Raw genomic sequence first — 18866 nt, forward strand, 5'->3', positions numbered from 1 at the left:
AGCCTAAATTACCACCTGAGGCTGATTTTGTTTCACACGCAGGCACCGTCTTATAGACGGTGCCTGCGTCAGCCTGTCGAAAAAGTCCAGTGAAAGCTGGGCTTTTTCGTTGTAAAATGGTAAAATATAGACAGGTGATGAAAGATGCTGGAACGGGAAAAACTACGCAGAGATGCAGTGGAATTTGTGAATACAGACCTATTGGTGCCGGGAAATCATCTGCTGCGAAAGATTGACAGCGCGGTAGATTTTAGCCATATTTATGATTTTGTAGAAGATTTGTATTGTGAGGGCAACGGTCGTCCTAGTGTGGACCCGGTCGTCCTGTTTAAGATTGTTCTGATCCAGCATCTGTACGGAATTCCCTCTTTACGCCGGACGATGCAGGAAATCAATATGAATATCGCGTATCGGTGGTTTCTGGGATATACACTGAACGAGGAGCTGCCGCATTTCTCCACTGTGAGTTACAATTTTAAGCACCGGTTCACAGAGGAAACCGTGGAGCAGGTGTTTTCGTGGATTTTGCAGGAGGCAAATTACGCCGGATATTTGGAGCCGGAAGCAGTATTTGTGGATGGGACGCATATCAAAGCAAACGCCAACATCAACAAAAAGATCAAAAAGGCAGTTCCTCAGGCGGCAAAGCGATATGCCTCAGAATTAATGGAAGAGGTTAACGCTGACCGGGAAGATCATGGGAAGAAGCCATTCGACAGTACTCCGAAACCGCCGAAGGAAAAAGAAATCATGGTGTCCAAAACAGACCCGGAAAGCGGGTTGTTCCAAAAGGGAGAACACAAGAAGTGCTTTGCCTACGAAGCACATACGGCCTGCGACAAACACAATTTTGTCCTTGACGTTGAGGTGACTCCGGGAAACGTACATGACAGTGTAGCATTTGACGCGGTCTATGGCAAAGTGACTCAACGGTTTCCTGAAATTGAAACGGTGGTGGCGGACGCCGCATACAAAACGCCGCATATCTGTAAACGGGTGTTTGACGACGGGCGGGTACTTTCCACAGCATACAAGCGGCCAATGACCAAAGCAGGAAATCTGGAATGGTGGAAGTATGTATACGACGAATATTATGACTGTGTGATCTGCCCGGAATATCAGGTTCTGCATTATGCAACAACCAACCGTGAGGGATACCGGGAATACAAAAGCCGGAGTTACATCTGCGAAAAATGTCCATTCCGTTCTCGCTGCACCGAGAGTAAAAGCTGTACGAAAACCGTAACGCGGCATGTGTGGCAGGATTATGTGGAGCTTGCGGAAGATATCAGGCACACACCGAAATACAAAGAGCTTTACAAAAAACGAAAAGAAACCATTGAGCGTGTCTTCGCCGATGCAAAAGTGAAATATGGGATGCGGTACACGCTCTACCGGGGCTTAACTCAAGTGACGAATTGGGTTAAGCTTAAGTTTGCTGCCATGAATCTCAAAAAGCTGGCAATGTGGAAATGGAGGGATGGCCATCCCTCCGGGTTTTTATTGATTTTACTTTGCTTATTTTCCTATCCTGCATATTATCAAGAGAACCCATCCTTCGTTTAACCGCGTTGGATGGGTTCTTCGACAATCTGACGCAGGCACCGTCTTATAGACGGTGCCTGCGTGTTTTACTTGCAGTTCTATTTCTTAAAAAGGATGGGGCTTATCAAACTGAAAACTACGATAGTGGTGTGTGCCTCCGGGCATAAGTAAAAGGGAAAAAGATACTCTAGATTCTCCTGCCAGGTACAGGCAAATCAGCGTTTCAATGGCTTGAAAGCGCACCACAAGGGAAAATACCTTTTCAAAGCAGCGCAGCTTGAAAAGGCTTTCGGGGAGGTTGAACTTAAACGGTACACCATACTGCATGGAATATCAAAAATATAAGAGGGTGCTGCTTTTGCGCACCCTCTTTTTCATGAAAGCGGTAAAACAAGTTCTCTTCCGGGTATGACGAGTTTGAATCTCATTGTGCATCCCTGTGGAGTTCAGAGATTATCTGTTTTTTGGGGGCTGCTACCGTTTCGTGCGTCCGTATAATTCCGTAAGCTCGCGAATTTCGGCCGCAAGCTGCGGGGTAAGGGATTCCTTCCGGACACGCCAGAGCCAGTTTCCGCCGACTGTACCCGGTGTATTCATGCGTGCCTCGGCTCCAAGGCGAAGATAATCCTGCATTGGAATGATGCAAGTGTCAGCGACACAGGCCTGAGCCGCACGAATCATAGCCCCAGTAAGGTCGTCTTGCGGGCCAATGCCAAGATATTTGCGGGCAAACGCAACGTCTTCTTGCCGGGCGGTCAGCTTCCAATCCTCGGTCGTGGTATTGTCATGCGTACCGGTGTAGACCACGCAATTCTTCTCGTAATTGTGCGGCAGATAATCACTTTCTTCCCGCGAGTCAAAGGCAAACTGAAGCACTTTCATCCCCGGAAAACCGCTTTTTGCCAAAAGCTCCCGAACATCGTCCGTCAGGAAACCCAAATCCTCTGCGATGACCGAAAGGTTCGGGAGCTTTTCCTTCACCGCAGTCACAAAATCAATACCCGGCCCTTTGCGCCATGTGCCGTGAACCGCATTTTTGCTTCCTGCCGGAACGCTGTAATAACCGGAAAACCCGCGGAAATGGTCAATTCGCACCACGTCATAGACTTCTGCTGCGCTGGCAAGGCGCTGTATCCACCAGCGGAATCCGGTGGACTCATGCCTCTCCCACGCATACAGCGGATTTCCCCAAAGCTGACCTTCCGCTGTAAAGGAATCCGGCGGGCAGCCGGCAACGTGCGTCGGTCTTTGGTCCTCGTCGACTTGAAACAGTTCGCTGTGCGCCCACAAATCGGACGAATCGGGCGAGACATAAATCGGCAGGTCGCCGATAATATAGACTCCCTGCTTATGCGCGTAAGCTTTGAGCGAACGCCACTGTGAAAAGAACAAATACTGCGTTATCTTCCAGAAGCGAATTTCCTTCGCCAGGCGAACCCGTGCGGAACGCAGAGCGGAGAACTTGCGAAGACGAAGTTCATCCGGCCACTCCTGGAACGAAACCATGTTGTGTTCTTCTTTGAGCGCCATAAAGAGCGCGTAATCTTCCAGCCAGTCGGCATTGGATTTTTGGAATGCCAGAAAATCGGGATCCTCCTCCGGAAAACGGTCAGCCGCCAGACGAAGCATCCGGAAGCGGTTGTCAAACAGTGCTTTATAGTCGATTCGTTCCGGATTGTCGCCGAAATGGAATTCCTCAAGCTCCTCTTTTTTTAACAGCCCCTGTTCCGCCAACAGTTCCGGGTCAATGAAGTAAGGATTTGCTGCGAACGCAGAAAAGCTCTGGTATGGGCTGTCGCCGCATCCGGTGGGACCGACGGGGAGAATCTGCCAGTACTTTTGGCCGGCATCTTTCAGAAAATCGATAAACGCAAACGATTCTTTCCCTAAACTTCCGATTCCGTATGGAGAAGGAATACTGCTTATCGGCAGCAGGATTCCGCTTGCGCGGCCAGTTAATACTTTTTCCTTATTTGAGCATTGCATTGTGTTATCCTTTCCAATACAACAAATATTTAATTTCAAATCTTCCAGATATTTTTCGCATAATCTGCTACGCTTCGGTCACTCGAAAAATATCCTGCGTTTGCAATATTCAAGAATCCTTTGCGTGCAAAATCAAGGCTGCTTCGGTAATCACGGTTTGCTTGCAGCCGGGCGTTCTGGTAAGATTCAAAATCATACAGCAGGAAATATTGGTCTGGGCGGTGCCAGCTTGCTCCCACCAAAATCGAATCATAGAGTTCCTGAAATACGCCTGTGCCGCCATCGTCCAGTGTTCCGTCAACCAAAGCGTCCAGCGCACGGCGCACACGCGCGTTGGTCCGGTAAATCTCGTTCGGGTCGTATGTCTCACGGATGGAATTCAATTTGTCAACACTGGCGCCGAATATGTAGTTGTTTTCGAATCCGGACTGCTGCACGATTTCCACATTGGCGCCGTCGTATGTACCAACCGTCGGCGCACCGTTCAGCATAAATTTCATATTGCCGGTTCCGGAAGCCTCCGTTCCCGCTGTGGAAATCTGCTCGGAGAGATCAGCAGCGCAAACCAACTTTTCCGCGTATGAAACGTCGTAATTCTGTACGAACACAACACGCATATATTTCCTTACAACCGGGTCGGAATCAACCAAACGCGCAATTTCGTTAATCAGTTTGATAATGCCTAGTGCACGGACATAGCCCGGCGCTGCTTTTCCCCCAAACAGGAACACCGTCGGGGTAAAATTCTTGATTTGTCCTTCCTTAATTTCATAATAAAGGTCCAGAATCGAAAGCGCATTCAGGAACTGGCGTTTATATTCGTGCAGACGCTTTGCCTGAATATCGAAAATAAAATCAGAGGGCACCTGCACGCCTTCCCGCCGTGTGATATATTCCGCAAGCTTCTGTTTTTTCTGCTTCTTAATCGCAATAAATTCATTCAGAATCTTCTCGTCATCGGCGTACGGAATCAGCTTCTCCAGCTCAAAAAGGTTCGTCATCCACGCCTTTGAACCCAGCAGGCGGGTAATCAGAGCGGAAAGCTCCGGATTGCACAGAGCCAGCCAGCGGCGCTGCGTAATGCCGTTTGTAACATTGAAGAAGCGCTCCGGGTAAAGCTCATACCATTGCTTCAGCACGCTATCCTTCAGAATTTCCGTATGCAGCTTTGCCACACCGTTGACCGCGTCGGAAGCATAAACAGCAAGGTTCGCCATGTGAATGGTCCTCTTTTCCCTGCAGGACGTCTCTTCCTGTTCGCCCTGTCCCGGCTTTGCCTGCTCCAGCGCTTTTGTTACAACGGCGCAGGATTCCAGATTTTCAGCGAACTTTCCGCCAAGTGCGGTGAATTCCTTCTGCTGATATTCTGCTATTCTGTCGATAATTTCGCAGATTTCCGGTAAAACGGAGGCATACAGGTCTTCATCCCACTTTTCCAACGCTTCCGCCATAACCGTGTGATTTGTGTACCGGAAAATCTTGCGGGCAATTCCGAAGGCCGTTTCAAAATCGACACCGCGCTCTTCCATCAGACGTATCAGCTCGCAAACTGCCACCGTGGGGTGCGTATCATTCAGCTGCACCACACAAAGCTCGGCAACTTTCGAGAAGTCGTTCCCGTATTTTGCGGTATAGCTGCGAAGAATGTCCTGCATCGAAGCGCTGCAGAAGAAATACTGCTGGCGAATGCGCAGGATTTTACCCTCGTCCGTTGTATCGTTTGGGTACAGCACACGGGAGATATCTTCCGCACGGTTATGGTTCTTGACCGCCTCGTCATATTGCTGGTCGTTGAATTTCCGGAAATCAAACGGCACGATCGGTTCGCTTTGCCAAAGGCGAATCGTATTGATATGTTTGCCGCCGTAACCGATTACCGGCATATCGTAAGGAACGGCACGAACGGTCATGTCCGAATATTTCACGGCAACGGCATCCCGCTCCCTGCGAACCGACCACGGGTCGCCGTACCTCGTCCAATCGTCCACCTGTTCAGACTGAAAACCGTTTTCGAACTTCTGGCGGAACAGTCCGAAACGATATCGAATTCCGTAACCCTGAACCGGCAGCCCCATCGTCGCCGCCGAATCCATGTAGCAGGCGGCCAGCCGGCCGAGTCCTCCGTTTCCGAGGGCGGCGTCCTCCACTTCTTCCATTGCGTTCAGATCTGCGCCCATTTTCTGAAAAAGGTCGCGCGCCTTCTCCGTCAAGCCTAAAGCGAGAAGATTGTTATAGATTGCACGGCCTACAAGGAATTCTGCAGAAAGGTAATAAACCTGCCTTTTTCGTGAATATTGCTCTTTGCTTTCGTTCCAGAGCGGCACAATCTGCTCCATGAGGCATTCCGAAAACGCCTCGTGCAATTCCTGTGGGGCAGCTGTTTCCGGCGTACATCCAAATTTCAGCAAAAGTTTTCGTTTCATTTCCGCGGTAAATTCAGGATTTAAAATGTCAAACATAATGCTGGCTCTCCCCTGCATTTTATTTGAGAAAAGAATAGCATAAATTTTCGATAATATCAAGCCCTTGTTTCGTTGTTATCGAAACAGGGGCTTGTGAAACGGTAATTGTTTTAATTCAGTTTTTATGCAAAGGAGCCGCTATTCAACGGTTTTTCCGGTTCCGAAAGTCGAACATTTTTCTTCTAAAATCATTGACCAGGCAAATGATGCGGGGAGGCATTTCTAGGCTTCCCGGTCGATTCGCGGATGACAAGCTCCGGAATCAAAAGCAGGCGGTTGATGCAGTTTCCTTGCATAATCTGCTCCATCAGCAGGCAGGCGTTTTTGCCGATTGCAAGCCTGTCCTGATGTACGGTAGTAAGCGGAGGCGTCGCATAAGCCGCAATGGGAATATCGTCAAAACCGACCACGCTGATGTCCTGCGGCACACGCAGACCCATGCGGTAAAGCTCTCTCAGAACACCGTGTGCAATCAAATCGCTGGCGCAGACAATTGCCGTTGCACCTGCTTCAACAAAGCGGCCCACGAATCTCGCCGCGCAGTCCGCGGTGAAATCGCCGTGGCCGATTAGTTCTTCCCGAATCGGCAGCCCGAAATGCTCCATACCGAGCCGGAAACCGTTCAGGCGTTCACTCGAAACGCGGCTCTGCGGTTCACCGTTCAGCATGGCAATGGAGGTATGCCCAAGCTCTGCCAAATGCTGCACCGCGCGGAATATCCCCTGCTGGTTGTCCACGCCAAGGCAGGCCACATTTTTATTGTAAATTACATTATCGAGCAGAACGGTCGGCACGGTGGTTTTTTCGAGCTGGCTGAGGAAATCGTCATGCAGCTTAAACCCAAGCAGAAAACCTGCGGAATAATGGTTTGCGCGCATATATTCCTCATACTGGATGCTGTTTTCCTGATTCAGTGCCATCGGGACAATAGAAACATCCCACTGTTTCGCAGCTGCGGCAAGCTTGAAACCTACGATAATATCGTAACCGAACTGTTCAATCTGTTCGTAACCCATATTTTCGATAAATACGCAGATTTTCAAAGACTCCACTGCTCGTGCCTGCCGAGGCGCGTATCCCATTTTCAGCGCGGTGTCCAGCACCAGCCGCCGTGTTTCTTCGCTGACATCGCTTGCCCCGTTCAGGCCCTTGGAAACAGTGCTGACTGATAGATTCAGTTTTTTCGCTATATCTCGAATCGTGGTCATGCTGTTAACACCTGCATTTTCATAAATTTTCGATTTTTTCGATAATATTTTTATTGTATCATAGGATATTGTACCCGTCAATAAAGGAAGCCGCTGCATGCTCCCATATCTCGAATTTTCGCATTTTCGCTATTCCAAAAAGGCGCCCGCATTGCGGGCGCCTTTCCTTTTCTTTCTCTCTGTCCGGCTTCATAACGGATAGCTTATGCGGTGCAGGTTAATCCCCGCAGCCGGTCAGATGCAGCTTGGAACGGTCGATGTCCTCCCAAGTTACTGTCAGTTTCTCAACGGTGGCGGGTTTTCCGACCAGTCGAATCAAGCCGCTTCCCTTCGGGAATGTAACCGTCACAATGTCGTCGCTCTTGTTTTTATCGCTGTCAAACAAAATGGTTGCCTTTCCGTCTGAAGAATAAACGAGCTTGAACGAGCCCTCAAGGGATTCATAGGTGCATTTCAGGCTGGCTTTCACATCTTCCGACGCAGCAGCACGCATAATCTTTTCGATTCCGCTCAGGTGCAGCTTTTTTACGGAAAGGAGTGTGTCGCTGCTTTCACTCGCAGAAAAAATCAACTGCTGATAGGACCCGATGTTCCTGTTTTCATTTCCCAAAACGGTCATGTTGTCGTAATCCTTAAATTCCGCGTTCGTACATCCTGCCGCAAAGCACAGGATAGCGCACATCATTACCGCGGCAAAACAACGCTTCGCCTTCATGAGAAGCTCTCCTTTTAATATCAAATTGGAATTATTATAAATCTGTGATTATTATAAATCTGTGATGAAGCTTTTGTCAACAAGCGCTGAAAGTTTCGGCGAATCATGGTGGTTCCGCTGAGCTGCCAATCTTCCCCGAAGCTGAAAGAAATATTTGAAACAGAACTGTTTTGCCGCAAAATATGCTATAATAACGGTGGCAGTTATCGTAAGAATTTTTAGGACGTAATTTCCATAGGAATTTACGAAAAGGGGAGGTTTTCACTCATGGAGAAAAAGATTCCAAGCGTATACTCCGGTGACGGCTTAGAGATGCCGGCAATCGGTTTCGGTACCTATCGACTAAAAGGCGCAGAGGGCGCTCGTGCCATTGAGGACGCAATCAAGCTCGGCTACCGCCTGCTCGATTCCGCTGTCAATTACGAAAACGAAGGTGCTTTGGGCAAAGCAATCCGCAAGAGCGGCGTCCGCAGAGACGAGCTTTTGGTTACATCAAAACTTCCGGGAAGATTCCACCGCTACGCCGATGCGCTGGCCTGTATTGAGGAGTCGCTTTACCGCACGGGTCTCGATTATTTCGACCTATATCTCATCCACTGGCCGAACCCGAAAACCAACCTGTATGTGGAAGCATGGCAGGCCATGATTGAAGCGAAAAAGCGCGGCTATATTCGCTTTATCGGCGTCTCCAACTTTATGCCGGAGCATCTTGAACGAATCATTCGGGAAACCGGCGTAACACCGTCTGTCAACCAGATTGAGCTGCACCCGTATTTCAATCAGGAAGAGCTGCGCGCCTTTGACGCCGCTCATGGCATCATCACGGAATCCTGGAGTCCGCTTGGGCGCGGAAGCAAATTCCTTTCGGAGCCTATCATTCTCGCCATAGCGCAGAAATACGGCAAAACGCCGCACCAAGTCGTGCTTCGTTGGCACACACAGCTTGGCGTAGTTCCGATTCCGAAAGCGTCGTCCTTGGAACATCAGCGCGCCAATCTGGACATTTTCGATTTCACCCTCACAGATGAGGAGATGAAACAAATCGGCCGGCTGACGCGACCGGATGGCAGAACCACAGGTCAAGACCCGTTCGTACACGAGGAATTCTGAGACGGCGGATCTGCCCGCCCAGCGGCGATATAGAATATAATCCTGCTGGATTTGGAAAAACACAGCGCAATTTTCCGTCAGACTTGCTAACCGTAAATATAGAAACACCCATTGAAAAGGAATTTCCTTTTCAATGGGTGCTTTTTTACGGGAATCATTCGGCGGGGAATCAGTCCGTCGGCCATGCATTGGCCGGAATGTTGGAAGATACAGACGGGTTGGCTTCTTCCACGGAAGAAGTCGGCTGGGAAGACGTCGTACCCTTCAGCGTACCGGTGTTGTCTCGCCCCGGAGTAACTTCTCCCACACAGCCGTTGCTCCCGTCGTCAATCTGTCCGTCAAAGCCGGTCATGAACCCGTCAAGCTGCGGGGTGCTCAAGTCGCCGCCGATGACACGGCCGTTGTAAACAAGAATCGTGGCGCGCATAGATTCCTGCTGCGAGTAATTCGTCACAGAGTAAATCCACTGCTGAACGGTTTTGCCCGCGTATGGCAGCAGGTCAAGGCCCTGCTCTTTCTGAATATTATTATAGGCTATGTAAACATCGTCGAATTTCTCCGGAATGGTTACTTCGCCGGAATCAATCGGTTCGCTGTTGACCGTCCACCCGAACTGCTTGAAAAAGGCAACGCGTTCTTCATTCGTTGAAGCGGCCAGCGAATATTTTTTACCGGAGCAGACAGCCTGCGGTGGTGAATTGTGAAGCGCAGCCGCAACAATCGAGACGGTTACAGCCGCCAGCAGAACCGCAACAATGGCAATCGTCTTTTTGCGGTTGTGCTTGATGGATAGTACGAACATGACTCCGCCCCCCTAAACATTTCTTTCCTGTGGTATAGATATGCTCAGGGGGCGGGTAAAATACATATTTTGTTTTACTCTTCCGATTCCTGTCTTGCCTTGGCTTCTTCAATTACTTTTTGAGCAACCTGCTGCGGCGCTTCTTCATACCGTACAAACTCAAATGTGAAATCCCCTCTGCCTTGCGTCGTCTGGCGCAGGAAAGTGCTGAAGTCATGCATCTCCGCCTCAGGCACTTCCGCCTCGATAACTTGGTTTCCTTTATCGACCGGCTCCATGCCCAGCACGCGCCCGCGGCGCTTGTTGATTTCGCCCATAACGTCTCCCATGTTGGCGCCGGGAACCGTGCATTTCAAATGGCCGATCGGCTCCAAAAGAACAGGGGAAGCCTGCGGCATGGCTGCTTTATAAGCCAAGTTTGCCGCCACTTTGAACGACATTTCGGAGGAATCCACCGGATGGTAGGAACCGTCATACAGCGTTGCACGCAGTCCGACGACCGGGTACCCTGCCAGCGGCCCGCACTGTACACTCTCACGCAGGCCCTTTTCCACAGCCGGGAAGAAATTCTTCGGAACGGCGCCGCCCACAACGCGTTCGCTGAATTCCAGCGTTTCGCTGTCGCATGGTTCAAATTCAATCCATACATCACCGTACTGCCCGTGCCCGCCGGTTTGCTTCTTGTATTTGCCCTGCATCTGGACCTTCTTGCGAATCGTCTCGCGGTAGGCCACGCGCGGCTTTTCGAGGACAACCTCCACCCCGAACTTCTTCTTGAGCTTCGCCGTGATGACATCCAGATGCTGTTCGCCAAGTCCGGATAGAATCATCTGATGCGTTTCGCTGTTGGTGCGGAAATGGATGGTCGGGTCTTCTTCTTCAAGACGGGCAATACCCTGCGAGACCTTGTCCTCCTCGCCTTTTTTCTTTGGAAGAACTGCCATGGAAAGGTTCGGGTTTGGATAATCAACGCCCTCAAGTTTCACCTTCCGCGCGGAGGAACAAAGCGTGTCGCCGGTTTTTGCACTCTGGAGCTTTGGCACAACGCCAATATCGCCCGCACCGATGTAGGGGACGTCAATCTGCTTCTTTCCGCGCATCACAACCGTTTTGCCGATGCGTTCCGTCTCCCCGGTGCGCATATTGACAAGCTGCGTGTCCGCTGAAACCTTTCCCGAAAACACCTTCAGGTAGGATAGCTTGCCGATGAACGGGTCCGCTACGGTCTTAAAGACAAGCGCAGCAGCCGGAGCGTTCGGATCCGCGCTGAGTTCAACCGGGTTGCCGTTCTCATCCTCGCCGATTTCACTTGACTTATCGGCAGCGGTAGGTGCAAGCCAAGTCAAGCCGTCCAAGAGTTGGTCAATTCCGTTCAGCAGCATCGCATCGCCGCAGAAAACCGGTGAAACCGTACCTGCTTTAACGCCCTTGCTGATGCCGACAATCACTTCCTCCGGAGTAAATTGCTCGCCCGAGAAATACTTTTCAAACATCTCGTCGCTTGTTTCGGCGACGGCTTCATAAATCGCCGTACGCAGGCCATCGAGACGGGTACCCATGTCCGGCATCTTCACGTTGACGGCTTTGCCGTCGCGATATTCATAGGCCTTATATTCCAGCACATTCACATAGATGTTTGCCTTGCCGTCGCGGATATAAGGAACGACGACCGGGCAGACGGACGGGCCAAACGAAGCCTTTAGGTTCTCAAATACTTTATAAAAATCTGCGCTTTCTTCGCACAGGCCGTTCACGAAGAAAATCTTGGAAAGGCCACGCTTCTCTGCGGCAGCCACTGCTTTTTCCGTTCCGACGTTGACGCCGTCTTTCCCAGAAACCGTAATCAGCACGGAGTCCGCCGCACGCACAGCTTCGCAAAGTCCTCCCGCAAAATCGAACAGGCCGGGAGCGTCAAGCAGATTAATTTTGTAATTCTTCCACTCCAAAGGAGCCGTTGCTGCCATAACGGATGTTTTACGCCGAATCTCCTCAGGGTCGAAATCACTTACCGTGGTTCCGTCGTCGACTTTGCCCAGGCGGTCGGTTGCACCGGAAAGATACAGCATGGCCTCCGTCAGGCTTGTTTTGCCGGCACCGCTGTGCCCCGCGAGTGCAATGTTCAGGATTCTGTTAGCCTCGTATTGTTTCACTAAAAAGCAGCTCCTTTCAAGGGTTGAATCATCATTTAGAAAAATAGCACAGAATGTTCAACCTAATTTAGCATAATTATAGATTTATTTAACAATTTTTGCAATGCCCCATGCTACGCTTTTCTTCCTTTTGTTACCCAATTTTAGCATTGTAATTTTATGGATTTTGCCGAACCATGCTTTTTCGGAATAAAAAGAGCACCCCCCTGTGTTTTGGAGAGTGCTCGAACACAAAAAAGCGGCGGACAAAATGCCCACCGCCTGATTTTGAAGGAATTAAGCTTTGCCTGCGCAGCCGAGAACCGCGGTAATCTTATGGGCAACAAGTGCCTTCACAGCCTCACGGCCATCGCCCAGATACTGGCGCGGATCGAAATGGTCCGGATGCTCAACCAGGTGTTTGCGAATGCTGCCTGTCATGGCAAGGCGCAGGTCAGAGTCGATGTTAATCTTGCAGACAGCCATGGTAGCAGCCTGACGAAGCATTTCTTCCGGAATGCCGATTGCATCCGGCATCTTGCCGCCGAACTCATTGACCATCTTGACATATTCCTGCGGAACGGAAGAAGCGCCGTGCAGAACAATTGGGAAGCCCGGCAGGCGGTCGGAAACTTCTTTCAGAATGTCGAAACGGAGGCGCGGCTTCTGGCCCGGCTTAAATTTGTAAGCGCCATGGCTTGTACCAATGGCAATTGCAAGGGAGTCGACGCCAGTGCGGGTTACGAAATCCTGAACTTCGTTCGGGTCGGTAAACTGAGCTTTGTCTGCGTCTACGTTAACAGCGTCTTCAATACCGGCAAGTCTGCCGAGTTCAGCTTCAACCGTTACACCGTATTTATGCGCATATTCTACAACCTTGCGGGTTTCAGCAACATTTTCTTCATAGGGCAGTGAAGAACCGTCGAACATGACGGAAGTAAAGCCGTCATCAATGCAGTCTTTGCAGACTTCAAAAGATGCACCGTGATCCAAGTGAAGAACGATCGGAATTTCCGGATGCACCACAACAGCAGCCTCAACGAGCTTTTTGAGGTAGGCGGGGCTTGCATATTTGCGCGCGCCTGCAGAAGCCTGAAGGATAACCGGTGCCTTCAGTTCAGCAGCTGCATCGGTAACACCCTGAACAATTTCCATATTGTTGATGTTGAATGCACCGATTGCATATCCGCCTTCGTATGCCTTTTTGAATAGTTCTTTCGTATTGACCAACGACATTGGCTGTCACTCCTACCTTGCAATTTAGATTCTTTTAGATTCTTAAATTATTATACCGCGTTCACGGGAAAAGATAAAGACAGATTGTTAAAAATTTAATTTGTTTATTTTTGTTTATTCTTGTAACGTTTATCTAAATTTTGAAACATTTCCGGATGATTGCGGCTGAAATGGAAAATATATTGCTGGGCGATTCCAGCGTACGGCCCGAAATCTTCGGCGCGCTTCCCGGGAAAGAGCGTTTTCATCGCACGTTTCATCCACACATCCATGGGGAAAGCGTCAAGGCGATGGAGTCCGTAAAGAAGTGTGCAGTCCGCAACCTTCGGTCCTACACCGGGCAGTTCCGTCAGCTTTCGGCGCGCTTCATCCAGCGGCAAACGGCGAAGCGCATCCCAATCGATTTTCCCCTCTGCCGCGCGCCGTGCCGCAGCTGAGACATAAGCGGCGCGAAAACCGCAACCGATGCCGCGCAGCTCGGTTTCACCGGCCTTGGCAAGCGCCTCCGGAGACGGAAAGGTAAAATGGCCGCCTTCCATGGGTTTTCCCCACCGGACACTGAGCCGTTCCACGAGTCCCTTGATTCGCCCGACATTGTTGCACTGTGAGAGGATGAACGAACAAAGCGTCTCCCACGGATCTTGGTTCAGGATACGAATATCCGGCGCATATTCTGCCGCCTGTGCGAGCACCGGATCCATCGTGCAGAACTCCGCGCGGATTTTCTCATAATCGAGGTCCATGTCGAAATACCGCGCCCAAAATTCATCGTGCAGAACCCTGTTGAAATTTTCCTTTGTGATGCGCAAATATCTTCCGCGGGCTACTCCCTCCCAAGCTCCGTCAGGCATCCGCTTCCAGCGGAAGGATTGGCCGCAGTCGAGCGTTTGACTCAATGTTTCAAATTTCACGCCGTTTTCACCTTTTTCGCCGCCTGTTTTGACCATTTTCGTCATCATAACACAAAAAGTGCGGTTCAGCAACAAGCGGTCATTACGGAATGTAATCAAAATAAATTTCAAGTCTGGTTTACATAATTTTATATCCACATTTTTCGATTCCACTTTTCAGAACAGGCTGTAAGGGCACTTATTCACATTTTCCACATAGTTTTCCACCGTTATCCGCTTAGTTTTCCACGGATTATGTAAACCGGTACAAATACGCCTGGTATAAAATCCGCCGTTTTGGTAATTTTTGCCTGTGCAAAGACTGTTTGAATCTGTGTGGTTAAATACCATAAAAAAAGCCATCGCAAAATAACCGAATTCCCTCTTCTGAGCATGCTAAATTTATGTTATAATGTAGAAAATACAAAAAACAAGGAGTTTTACGATACAATGGAGCACAGTGAAAAAAATCCCGCAGAAGGCATCATCGCAGGCCGCAACGCAGTGGCAGAAGCGCTGAAAAGCGGGCGTCCGGTGGACAGCCTCATCGTTGCGCGGGGAGACCGCTCCGGCAGCCTTTCCATGCTGATTGCCAAAGCGAAAAAACTCGGCATCGTCGTGAAGGAAGCCGACCCTGTAAAGCTCGACCACCTGAGCGGTGGCGCGGTTCACCAGGGTGTGGTCGCACTGGCCGCCGCAAAAGGATATTCCACCGTTGACGATATTTTCGCACTTGCGGAAAGCCGCGGCGAAGCTCCGTTCATCATTCTTGCCGACGGTCTCGAAGATCCCCACAACCTCGGCGCCATTCTGCGCGTAGCGGAATGTGCAGGCGCCCATGGAATCATCATTCCGAAGCGGCGCAGCGTCGGCCTTACAGTATCCGTGGGCAAAGCGAGCGCCGGTGCCGTGGAATATGTTCCCGTCGCCCGCGTTACGAACCTTGCGGACACCATTGAAGATCTGAAAAAGCGCGGCGTGTGGGTTTACGCCGCAGATATGGATGGTCAGAGCTGGTGCCAAACCGATTTTTCCGGACCTGTGGCAGTTGTAATCGGCTCCGAGGGTTTCGGCGTCAGCCGCCTGATTCGCGAAAAGTCCGACTTAGTAATATCCCTGCCGATGATGGGCAAGATAAACTCGCTGAACGCCTCTGTAGCATGCGGAATCATCTGCTACGAAATTGTGCGCCAGCGAAAAGGTATTCCTGCAAAATAAAGCGAAGGGCGGGTCGCAATGAGTAACGATACGAAAGAACCCAAAAGCGATTACACTCTCGACGAAATTCTGGCAGAAGCCAAAATTCAAAATACGGACGAAAAGTCACCTGCTGCGGAAGAAAGCGACAAACAGCCGCAGAAGCATTCTGCGGCCTTTTCCGCAGATGCCATTTTTCATAATGCCAAAAAGGCACTGCATATGGAAGCGGCTGAAGAACATCCCACGGATAAGGATAGAAAAGAAGAACGTCCCAAGAAAAGAAGATGGTCTCTCTTTCATCGCAAGAAGGAGGAAGACGACTACAACCTCGAAGATGATATTTACTACGGTCTTCAGCTAAAATCGCTCGAAGAATACCGCAAAGAATACGAAGAAACCATCCGGCTTGACACAAAGCCTATTCGGGAAGCAGAAGCTGCTCACGAGCGCAAACGCCGCGCCATCAACGAGGCGCTATGGGGAGACGAAGCCGGTCCGCATGGCTCCGATGAATCTCCGGAACAGGCGGAAGCCGTCTCTGAACCGGCCGAGGAGCTGAAATCGAAACCAACACCCGAAAAAGAGCCGGAAGCTCCGGCTGCGGCCGCTGTCTCAGAACCGCAGAAATCCACTGAGCAGAGCGTCTCTGTCCCCGAAAAGAAGATGCAGATTTTGATTTCGGACGAACCGGAAAAAAACGTCCGTGTGGAATCGGCCGAAACCAAATCGCAGGCCAAGCCCGTAACACAAGTCGAATCGAGCGAACGTCAGGAATGGCTTGAGCGAATTTTCCGGCAAGCCGGTCTTACGGACGACGACGTATTCGACAGCATCGCACCGGAATTTCCGGAGACTCCGCCGCATCCGCCGACTCCCGAAAGGCCGCCTGTGCCTCCTTCGGTAGAACCGGGGCCGCCGCTGGAACCGGAAAGGCAACCGCCCGTTCAGGAACCGCCTGTTGACCCGGTTATCATACCGCCCCGCGCGGAAGAAAAGCCGAATAGTTCCACAGAGTCGAACAAGCCTTCAGAGGAAACTCCGCCTTCTGCGCCGACCAAACCGGAAGCGGTAGAGGAAAAAATCTCCGCTGTTCTGCGCGAAGAACCGGAAGGTACTAAAGATACGGAGGCATCGCTCAAAGAAGATTTTGCTGCGGCCGCTCCGGAAACGACATCGGAAGAAACCGCAGCTTTCGCACAAGAAACTGCATCTGCGCAAAGAGAGGCGGCAGAAATCGCCGCAGAAGGAGCAGCATCTTCCAGCGCTGACAGTTCTTCTGCCGCTACCGAACGAACGGATCAGGAAGAAACGCCGGCTCCTGTGAAAGAGCCAGTCTCCGTACCGCAGCAGAAGAAAGAAACCCCGCTGCCGCCGGCCGAACGGGAACCTTTCCGCAGAGAATATCCGCGCTACCGTTCGGACAACCTTCCGCTCCATGTGATTAACCTCGGCACGTTCCAAGACGCACTTCAGGCCGAAGCGCATTTCTATGCACCGAAAGAGCCAGACGCTCCGGCGCCGATTCCGTTCCATCCGGCAAAGGATGTTTCCGCGGAGTCGCCTGCTGTTTCGGAGCAGACAGAAAACGACGAGGTTCGCGAAAATATCCGCGAATTTCCGGTTATGGAGCGGCCAAAGCCAGAAAAAAGGCGCTTCCGCATTTTCGGCAGTGACGAGGACCCTGCTCCGGCAGAAGGTCCTTCTTACGATTCCGGTGATGAGCTGGAGGACTACAATTCCCCGGCTGATGCGGAATCGGTTCTGAACGACCTTCGTGCCAATGTGCACAGGCTGTTTCTGCGTTTTTTTGTAACACTTTTCTTTAGTCTTATCCTAACCGGTTTTTCCATCGCCTGGGAGCATTCTTCCCTGCTTCCGGCGCAGCTACATAGCGTATACACCGAAAAGAGTTTTCTGATTATCGAGTTGATTTTCCTCACAGCCTCTGCCGCCTTCAGCATTCCGGCGATTCAGAATGGTCTTTCCGGCCTCTTCCGACTTCAGGCAAATTCCGACAGTGCCGTCGCCGTAGCCGTGCTTACCGCTTTGGCGCACAACGTCAGCCTGCTGTTTACGGGGTTCCCCGCCGGCAGCCGTCTGTATTCGGCTCTTGCGGGATTCGCATTGTTCCTCAATGCTGCAGGCAAGCTCAGCATGGCGAGGCGAATCCTGCGCAACTTCCGGTTTGTATCTTCGCCGGAGGACAAATACGCGGTGCAGATTTACGACGATTACAACACCGCAATTCAGATGTCAAAATTCTACGGCGCAGACGGGCCGAAAATCGCCTACCAGTCGAAGGTTAAGTTCCTGCGCCATTTTCTCAAGCACTCCTTCTCTTCCGACCCGAGCGACCATATTTCGCAGATTCTCGCGCCTGCCGGATTTATCGGCAGCATCATTCTGTTGATTGTGACCGCTTTCCTGACAAAGAGTGCATCGTCAGCGTTTGCGGCATTTACCGTAGGCAGCTGCCTGAGCGTGCCGTTCGGAGCAACGCTCAGCGTCAACCTTCCGCTTGCCCGCCTGAATCGGGTTGCTTCCCGCTGCGGCGGAATGGCAGTCGGCTGGGATGCAATCGACCGCTTTACCGGCACAGACTCGGTGCTGGTAGACGCAGGAGAGCTGTTCCCCCGCGGCACCGTCGTGCTGAACGGAATTCAGACGTTCGCGGGGCAGCGTATCGACGAAGCGATTCTGGAAGCCACAGCACTCACCTCCGCAATCGGCGGAACGCTGAGTGACCTGTTCAGCCAAATCGTGAAGTCGCGCAGCGACATTCTGCCGAATGTCGAGCATCCAATCTATGAGGAAGGGCTCGGAATTTCCGGCAAGGTAAATGACCGCATCATTCTGGTCGGCAACGGTGAGCTTCTGAAAAAGCATGGCATTGAGGCACCGTCCCACGACTACGAGGAAAAGTACCGCCGAGGCGGGAAGGTTCCCGTTTACCTTGCTTCCGGCGGAGAACTGGTCGCCATGTTCCTCGTATTTTATCGCTCCGACCGCCGCCGCGCGGCCGAACTGAGGCGCCTGGAAAACACCGGCATCTCCCTGCTTGTCCGCACGCTGGATCCGAACATAACACCGGAACTAATATCCGACTGCTTTGGCCTGAGCATCCACTCCGTCACCATTTTGAACGAGCATCTCGGAAAAATCTACGACTCCCTGCGGAAACAATCACCGGAGAGCCGTGTAACCGCAATCCTTGCCACAAAGGGCCGTGCATCTTCCATGTTCCGCATGTTGACGGCTTGCATCCGCCAGCGCGCCAACATTGTAATGGGTGTCGCCCTGCAAACCGCCGGCGCGGTGCTCGGCTTTGCGCTTGCGGCTTTCTTCGCAGCATGCGGCAGCCTATCTCAGCTTTCCGCCACCGCGCTGCTGCTGTTTGAGTTATTCTGGGCCGCGGCCGTTGTATTCATTCCGCGCATACGCAAGCCATAAACAATCTTAAAGGTGGTCTCGACACCAAGCATCCAACGGTAATGGCAGCGGTGCCTTGTCAACGCGGCGACCTGCACGACAGTTTAACCTACATGGAATAATCCCATCGACGCAAAAAAGCAGCTCCTGTTTT

At 51.2% G+C, this 18866-nt stretch carries 12 protein-coding genes; 4 read left to right on the plus strand and 8 right to left on the minus strand.

The genetic code is table 11. From position 1 onward, the window contains the following. The first annotated feature begins 144 nt into the window (after positions 1 to 144). Positions 145 to 1566, plus strand: a complete 1422-nt coding sequence (locus tag NOG13_RS07115) for an IS1182 family transposase (protein WP_283109454.1) — start codon at positions 145 to 147, stop codon at positions 1564 to 1566. Between the two features lie 453 nt (positions 1567 to 2019). On the opposite strand, the gene malQ is transcribed toward NOG13_RS07115, so the two are convergent. The 4 genes from malQ to NOG13_RS07135 all read right to left on the minus strand — a co-directional run bounded on the left by malQ (position 2020) and on the right by NOG13_RS07135 (position 7916). Then, the gene (gene malQ / locus NOG13_RS07120; RefSeq protein ID WP_283109880.1) at positions 2020 to 3531 is read right to left on the minus strand and encodes a 4-alpha-glucanotransferase; all 1512 of its coding nucleotides are present in this window, start codon (positions 3529 to 3531) and stop codon (positions 2020 to 2022) included. Positions 3532 to 3566: 35 nt separating this feature from the next. Next, positions 3567 to 5990 (minus strand): glycogen/starch/alpha-glucan phosphorylase, encoded by a 2424-nt coding sequence (locus NOG13_RS07125; RefSeq protein ID WP_283109881.1) that lies wholly within the window; start codon positions 5988 to 5990, stop codon positions 3567 to 3569. Positions 5991 to 6181: 191 nt separating this feature from the next. Next, on the minus strand, positions 6182 to 7201 hold the full coding sequence (locus tag NOG13_RS07130; RefSeq protein WP_283109882.1) for a LacI family DNA-binding transcriptional regulator: 1020 nt from the start codon (positions 7199 to 7201) through the stop codon (positions 6182 to 6184). Positions 7202 to 7418: 217 nt separating this feature from the next. After that, positions 7419 to 7916 (minus strand): hypothetical protein, encoded by a 498-nt coding sequence (locus NOG13_RS07135; protein ID WP_283109883.1) that lies wholly within the window; start codon positions 7914 to 7916, stop codon positions 7419 to 7421. A 267-nt stretch (positions 7917 to 8183) separates the two neighbouring features. Between NOG13_RS07135 and NOG13_RS07140 the strand changes: the two genes are divergently transcribed. Then, the gene (locus NOG13_RS07140) at positions 8184 to 9026 is read left to right on the plus strand and encodes an aldo/keto reductase (protein ID WP_283109884.1); all 843 of its coding nucleotides are present in this window, start codon (positions 8184 to 8186) and stop codon (positions 9024 to 9026) included. 169 nt (positions 9027 to 9195) lie between these two features. On the opposite strand, the gene NOG13_RS07145 is transcribed toward NOG13_RS07140, so the two are convergent. From NOG13_RS07145 to NOG13_RS07160, 4 genes are all read right to left on the minus strand, one after another. Beyond that, entirely contained in the window at positions 9196 to 9828 is a 633-nt protein-coding gene (locus NOG13_RS07145) for a DUF4830 domain-containing protein (protein WP_283109885.1), read from the minus strand. 74 nt (positions 9829 to 9902) lie between these two features. Continuing rightward, complete coding sequence (locus NOG13_RS07150) at positions 9903 to 11978, minus strand: elongation factor G (RefSeq protein ID WP_283109886.1); 2076 nt, start codon at positions 11976 to 11978, stop codon at positions 9903 to 9905. A 276-nt stretch (positions 11979 to 12254) separates the two neighbouring features. Continuing rightward, positions 12255 to 13193 carry a class II fructose-1,6-bisphosphate aldolase gene (gene fba / locus NOG13_RS07155; RefSeq protein ID WP_283109887.1) on the minus strand — a complete coding sequence of 313 codons (939 nt, stop codon included), beginning with the start codon at positions 13191 to 13193 and terminating at the stop codon, positions 12255 to 12257. Between the two features lie 104 nt (positions 13194 to 13297). Continuing rightward, positions 13298 to 14242, minus strand: coding sequence for a DNA-3-methyladenine glycosylase family protein (locus NOG13_RS07160; protein WP_283109888.1), 945 nt, complete (start codon positions 14240 to 14242; stop codon positions 13298 to 13300). Positions 14243 to 14533: 291 nt separating this feature from the next. Here NOG13_RS07160 and rlmB point away from each other — a divergent pair, with 291 nt between their 5' ends. Together rlmB and NOG13_RS07170 are read left to right on the plus strand one after the other, a co-directional pair. After that, complete coding sequence (rlmB, locus tag NOG13_RS07165) at positions 14534 to 15301, plus strand: 23S rRNA (guanosine(2251)-2'-O)-methyltransferase RlmB (protein WP_283109889.1); 768 nt, start codon at positions 14534 to 14536, stop codon at positions 15299 to 15301. An 18-nt stretch (positions 15302 to 15319) separates the two neighbouring features. Then, the gene (locus NOG13_RS07170) at positions 15320 to 18733 is read left to right on the plus strand and encodes a hypothetical protein (protein WP_283109890.1); all 3414 of its coding nucleotides are present in this window, start codon (positions 15320 to 15322) and stop codon (positions 18731 to 18733) included. The last annotated feature ends 133 nt before the right edge of the window (positions 18734 to 18866 follow it).

Origin of the sequence: Thermocaproicibacter melissae, assembly GCF_024498295.1 — a bacterium.
GTDB lineage: Bacteria > Bacillota > Clostridia > Oscillospirales > Acutalibacteraceae > Thermocaproicibacter > Thermocaproicibacter melissae.

Excerpts from the sequence above, each read along its gene's own strand:
- NOG13_RS07115 (WP_283109454.1), top strand. The coding sequence starts at position 145 with ATGCTGGAACGGGAAAAACTACGCAGAGATGCAGTGGAATTTGTGAAT.
- malQ (WP_283109880.1), bottom strand. The coding sequence starts at position 3,531 with ATGCAATGCTCAAATAAGGAAAAAGTATTAACTGGCCGCGCAAGCGGA.
- NOG13_RS07125 (WP_283109881.1), bottom strand. The coding sequence starts at position 5,990 with ATGTTTGACATTTTAAATCCTGAATTTACCGCGGAAATGAAACGAAAA.
- NOG13_RS07130 (WP_283109882.1), bottom strand. The coding sequence starts at position 7,201 with ATGACCACGATTCGAGATATAGCGAAAAAACTGAATCTATCAGTCAGC.
- NOG13_RS07135 (WP_283109883.1), bottom strand. The coding sequence starts at position 7,916 with ATGAAGGCGAAGCGTTGTTTTGCCGCGGTAATGATGTGCGCTATCCTG.
- NOG13_RS07140 (WP_283109884.1), top strand. The coding sequence starts at position 8,184 with ATGGAGAAAAAGATTCCAAGCGTATACTCCGGTGACGGCTTAGAGATG.
- NOG13_RS07145 (WP_283109885.1), bottom strand. The coding sequence starts at position 9,828 with ATGTTCGTACTATCCATCAAGCACAACCGCAAAAAGACGATTGCCATT.
- fba (WP_283109887.1), bottom strand. The coding sequence starts at position 13,193 with ATGTCGTTGGTCAATACGAAAGAACTATTCAAAAAGGCATACGAAGGC.
- rlmB (WP_283109889.1), top strand. The coding sequence starts at position 14,534 with ATGGAGCACAGTGAAAAAAATCCCGCAGAAGGCATCATCGCAGGCCGC.
- NOG13_RS07170 (WP_283109890.1), top strand. The coding sequence starts at position 15,320 with ATGAGTAACGATACGAAAGAACCCAAAAGCGATTACACTCTCGACGAA.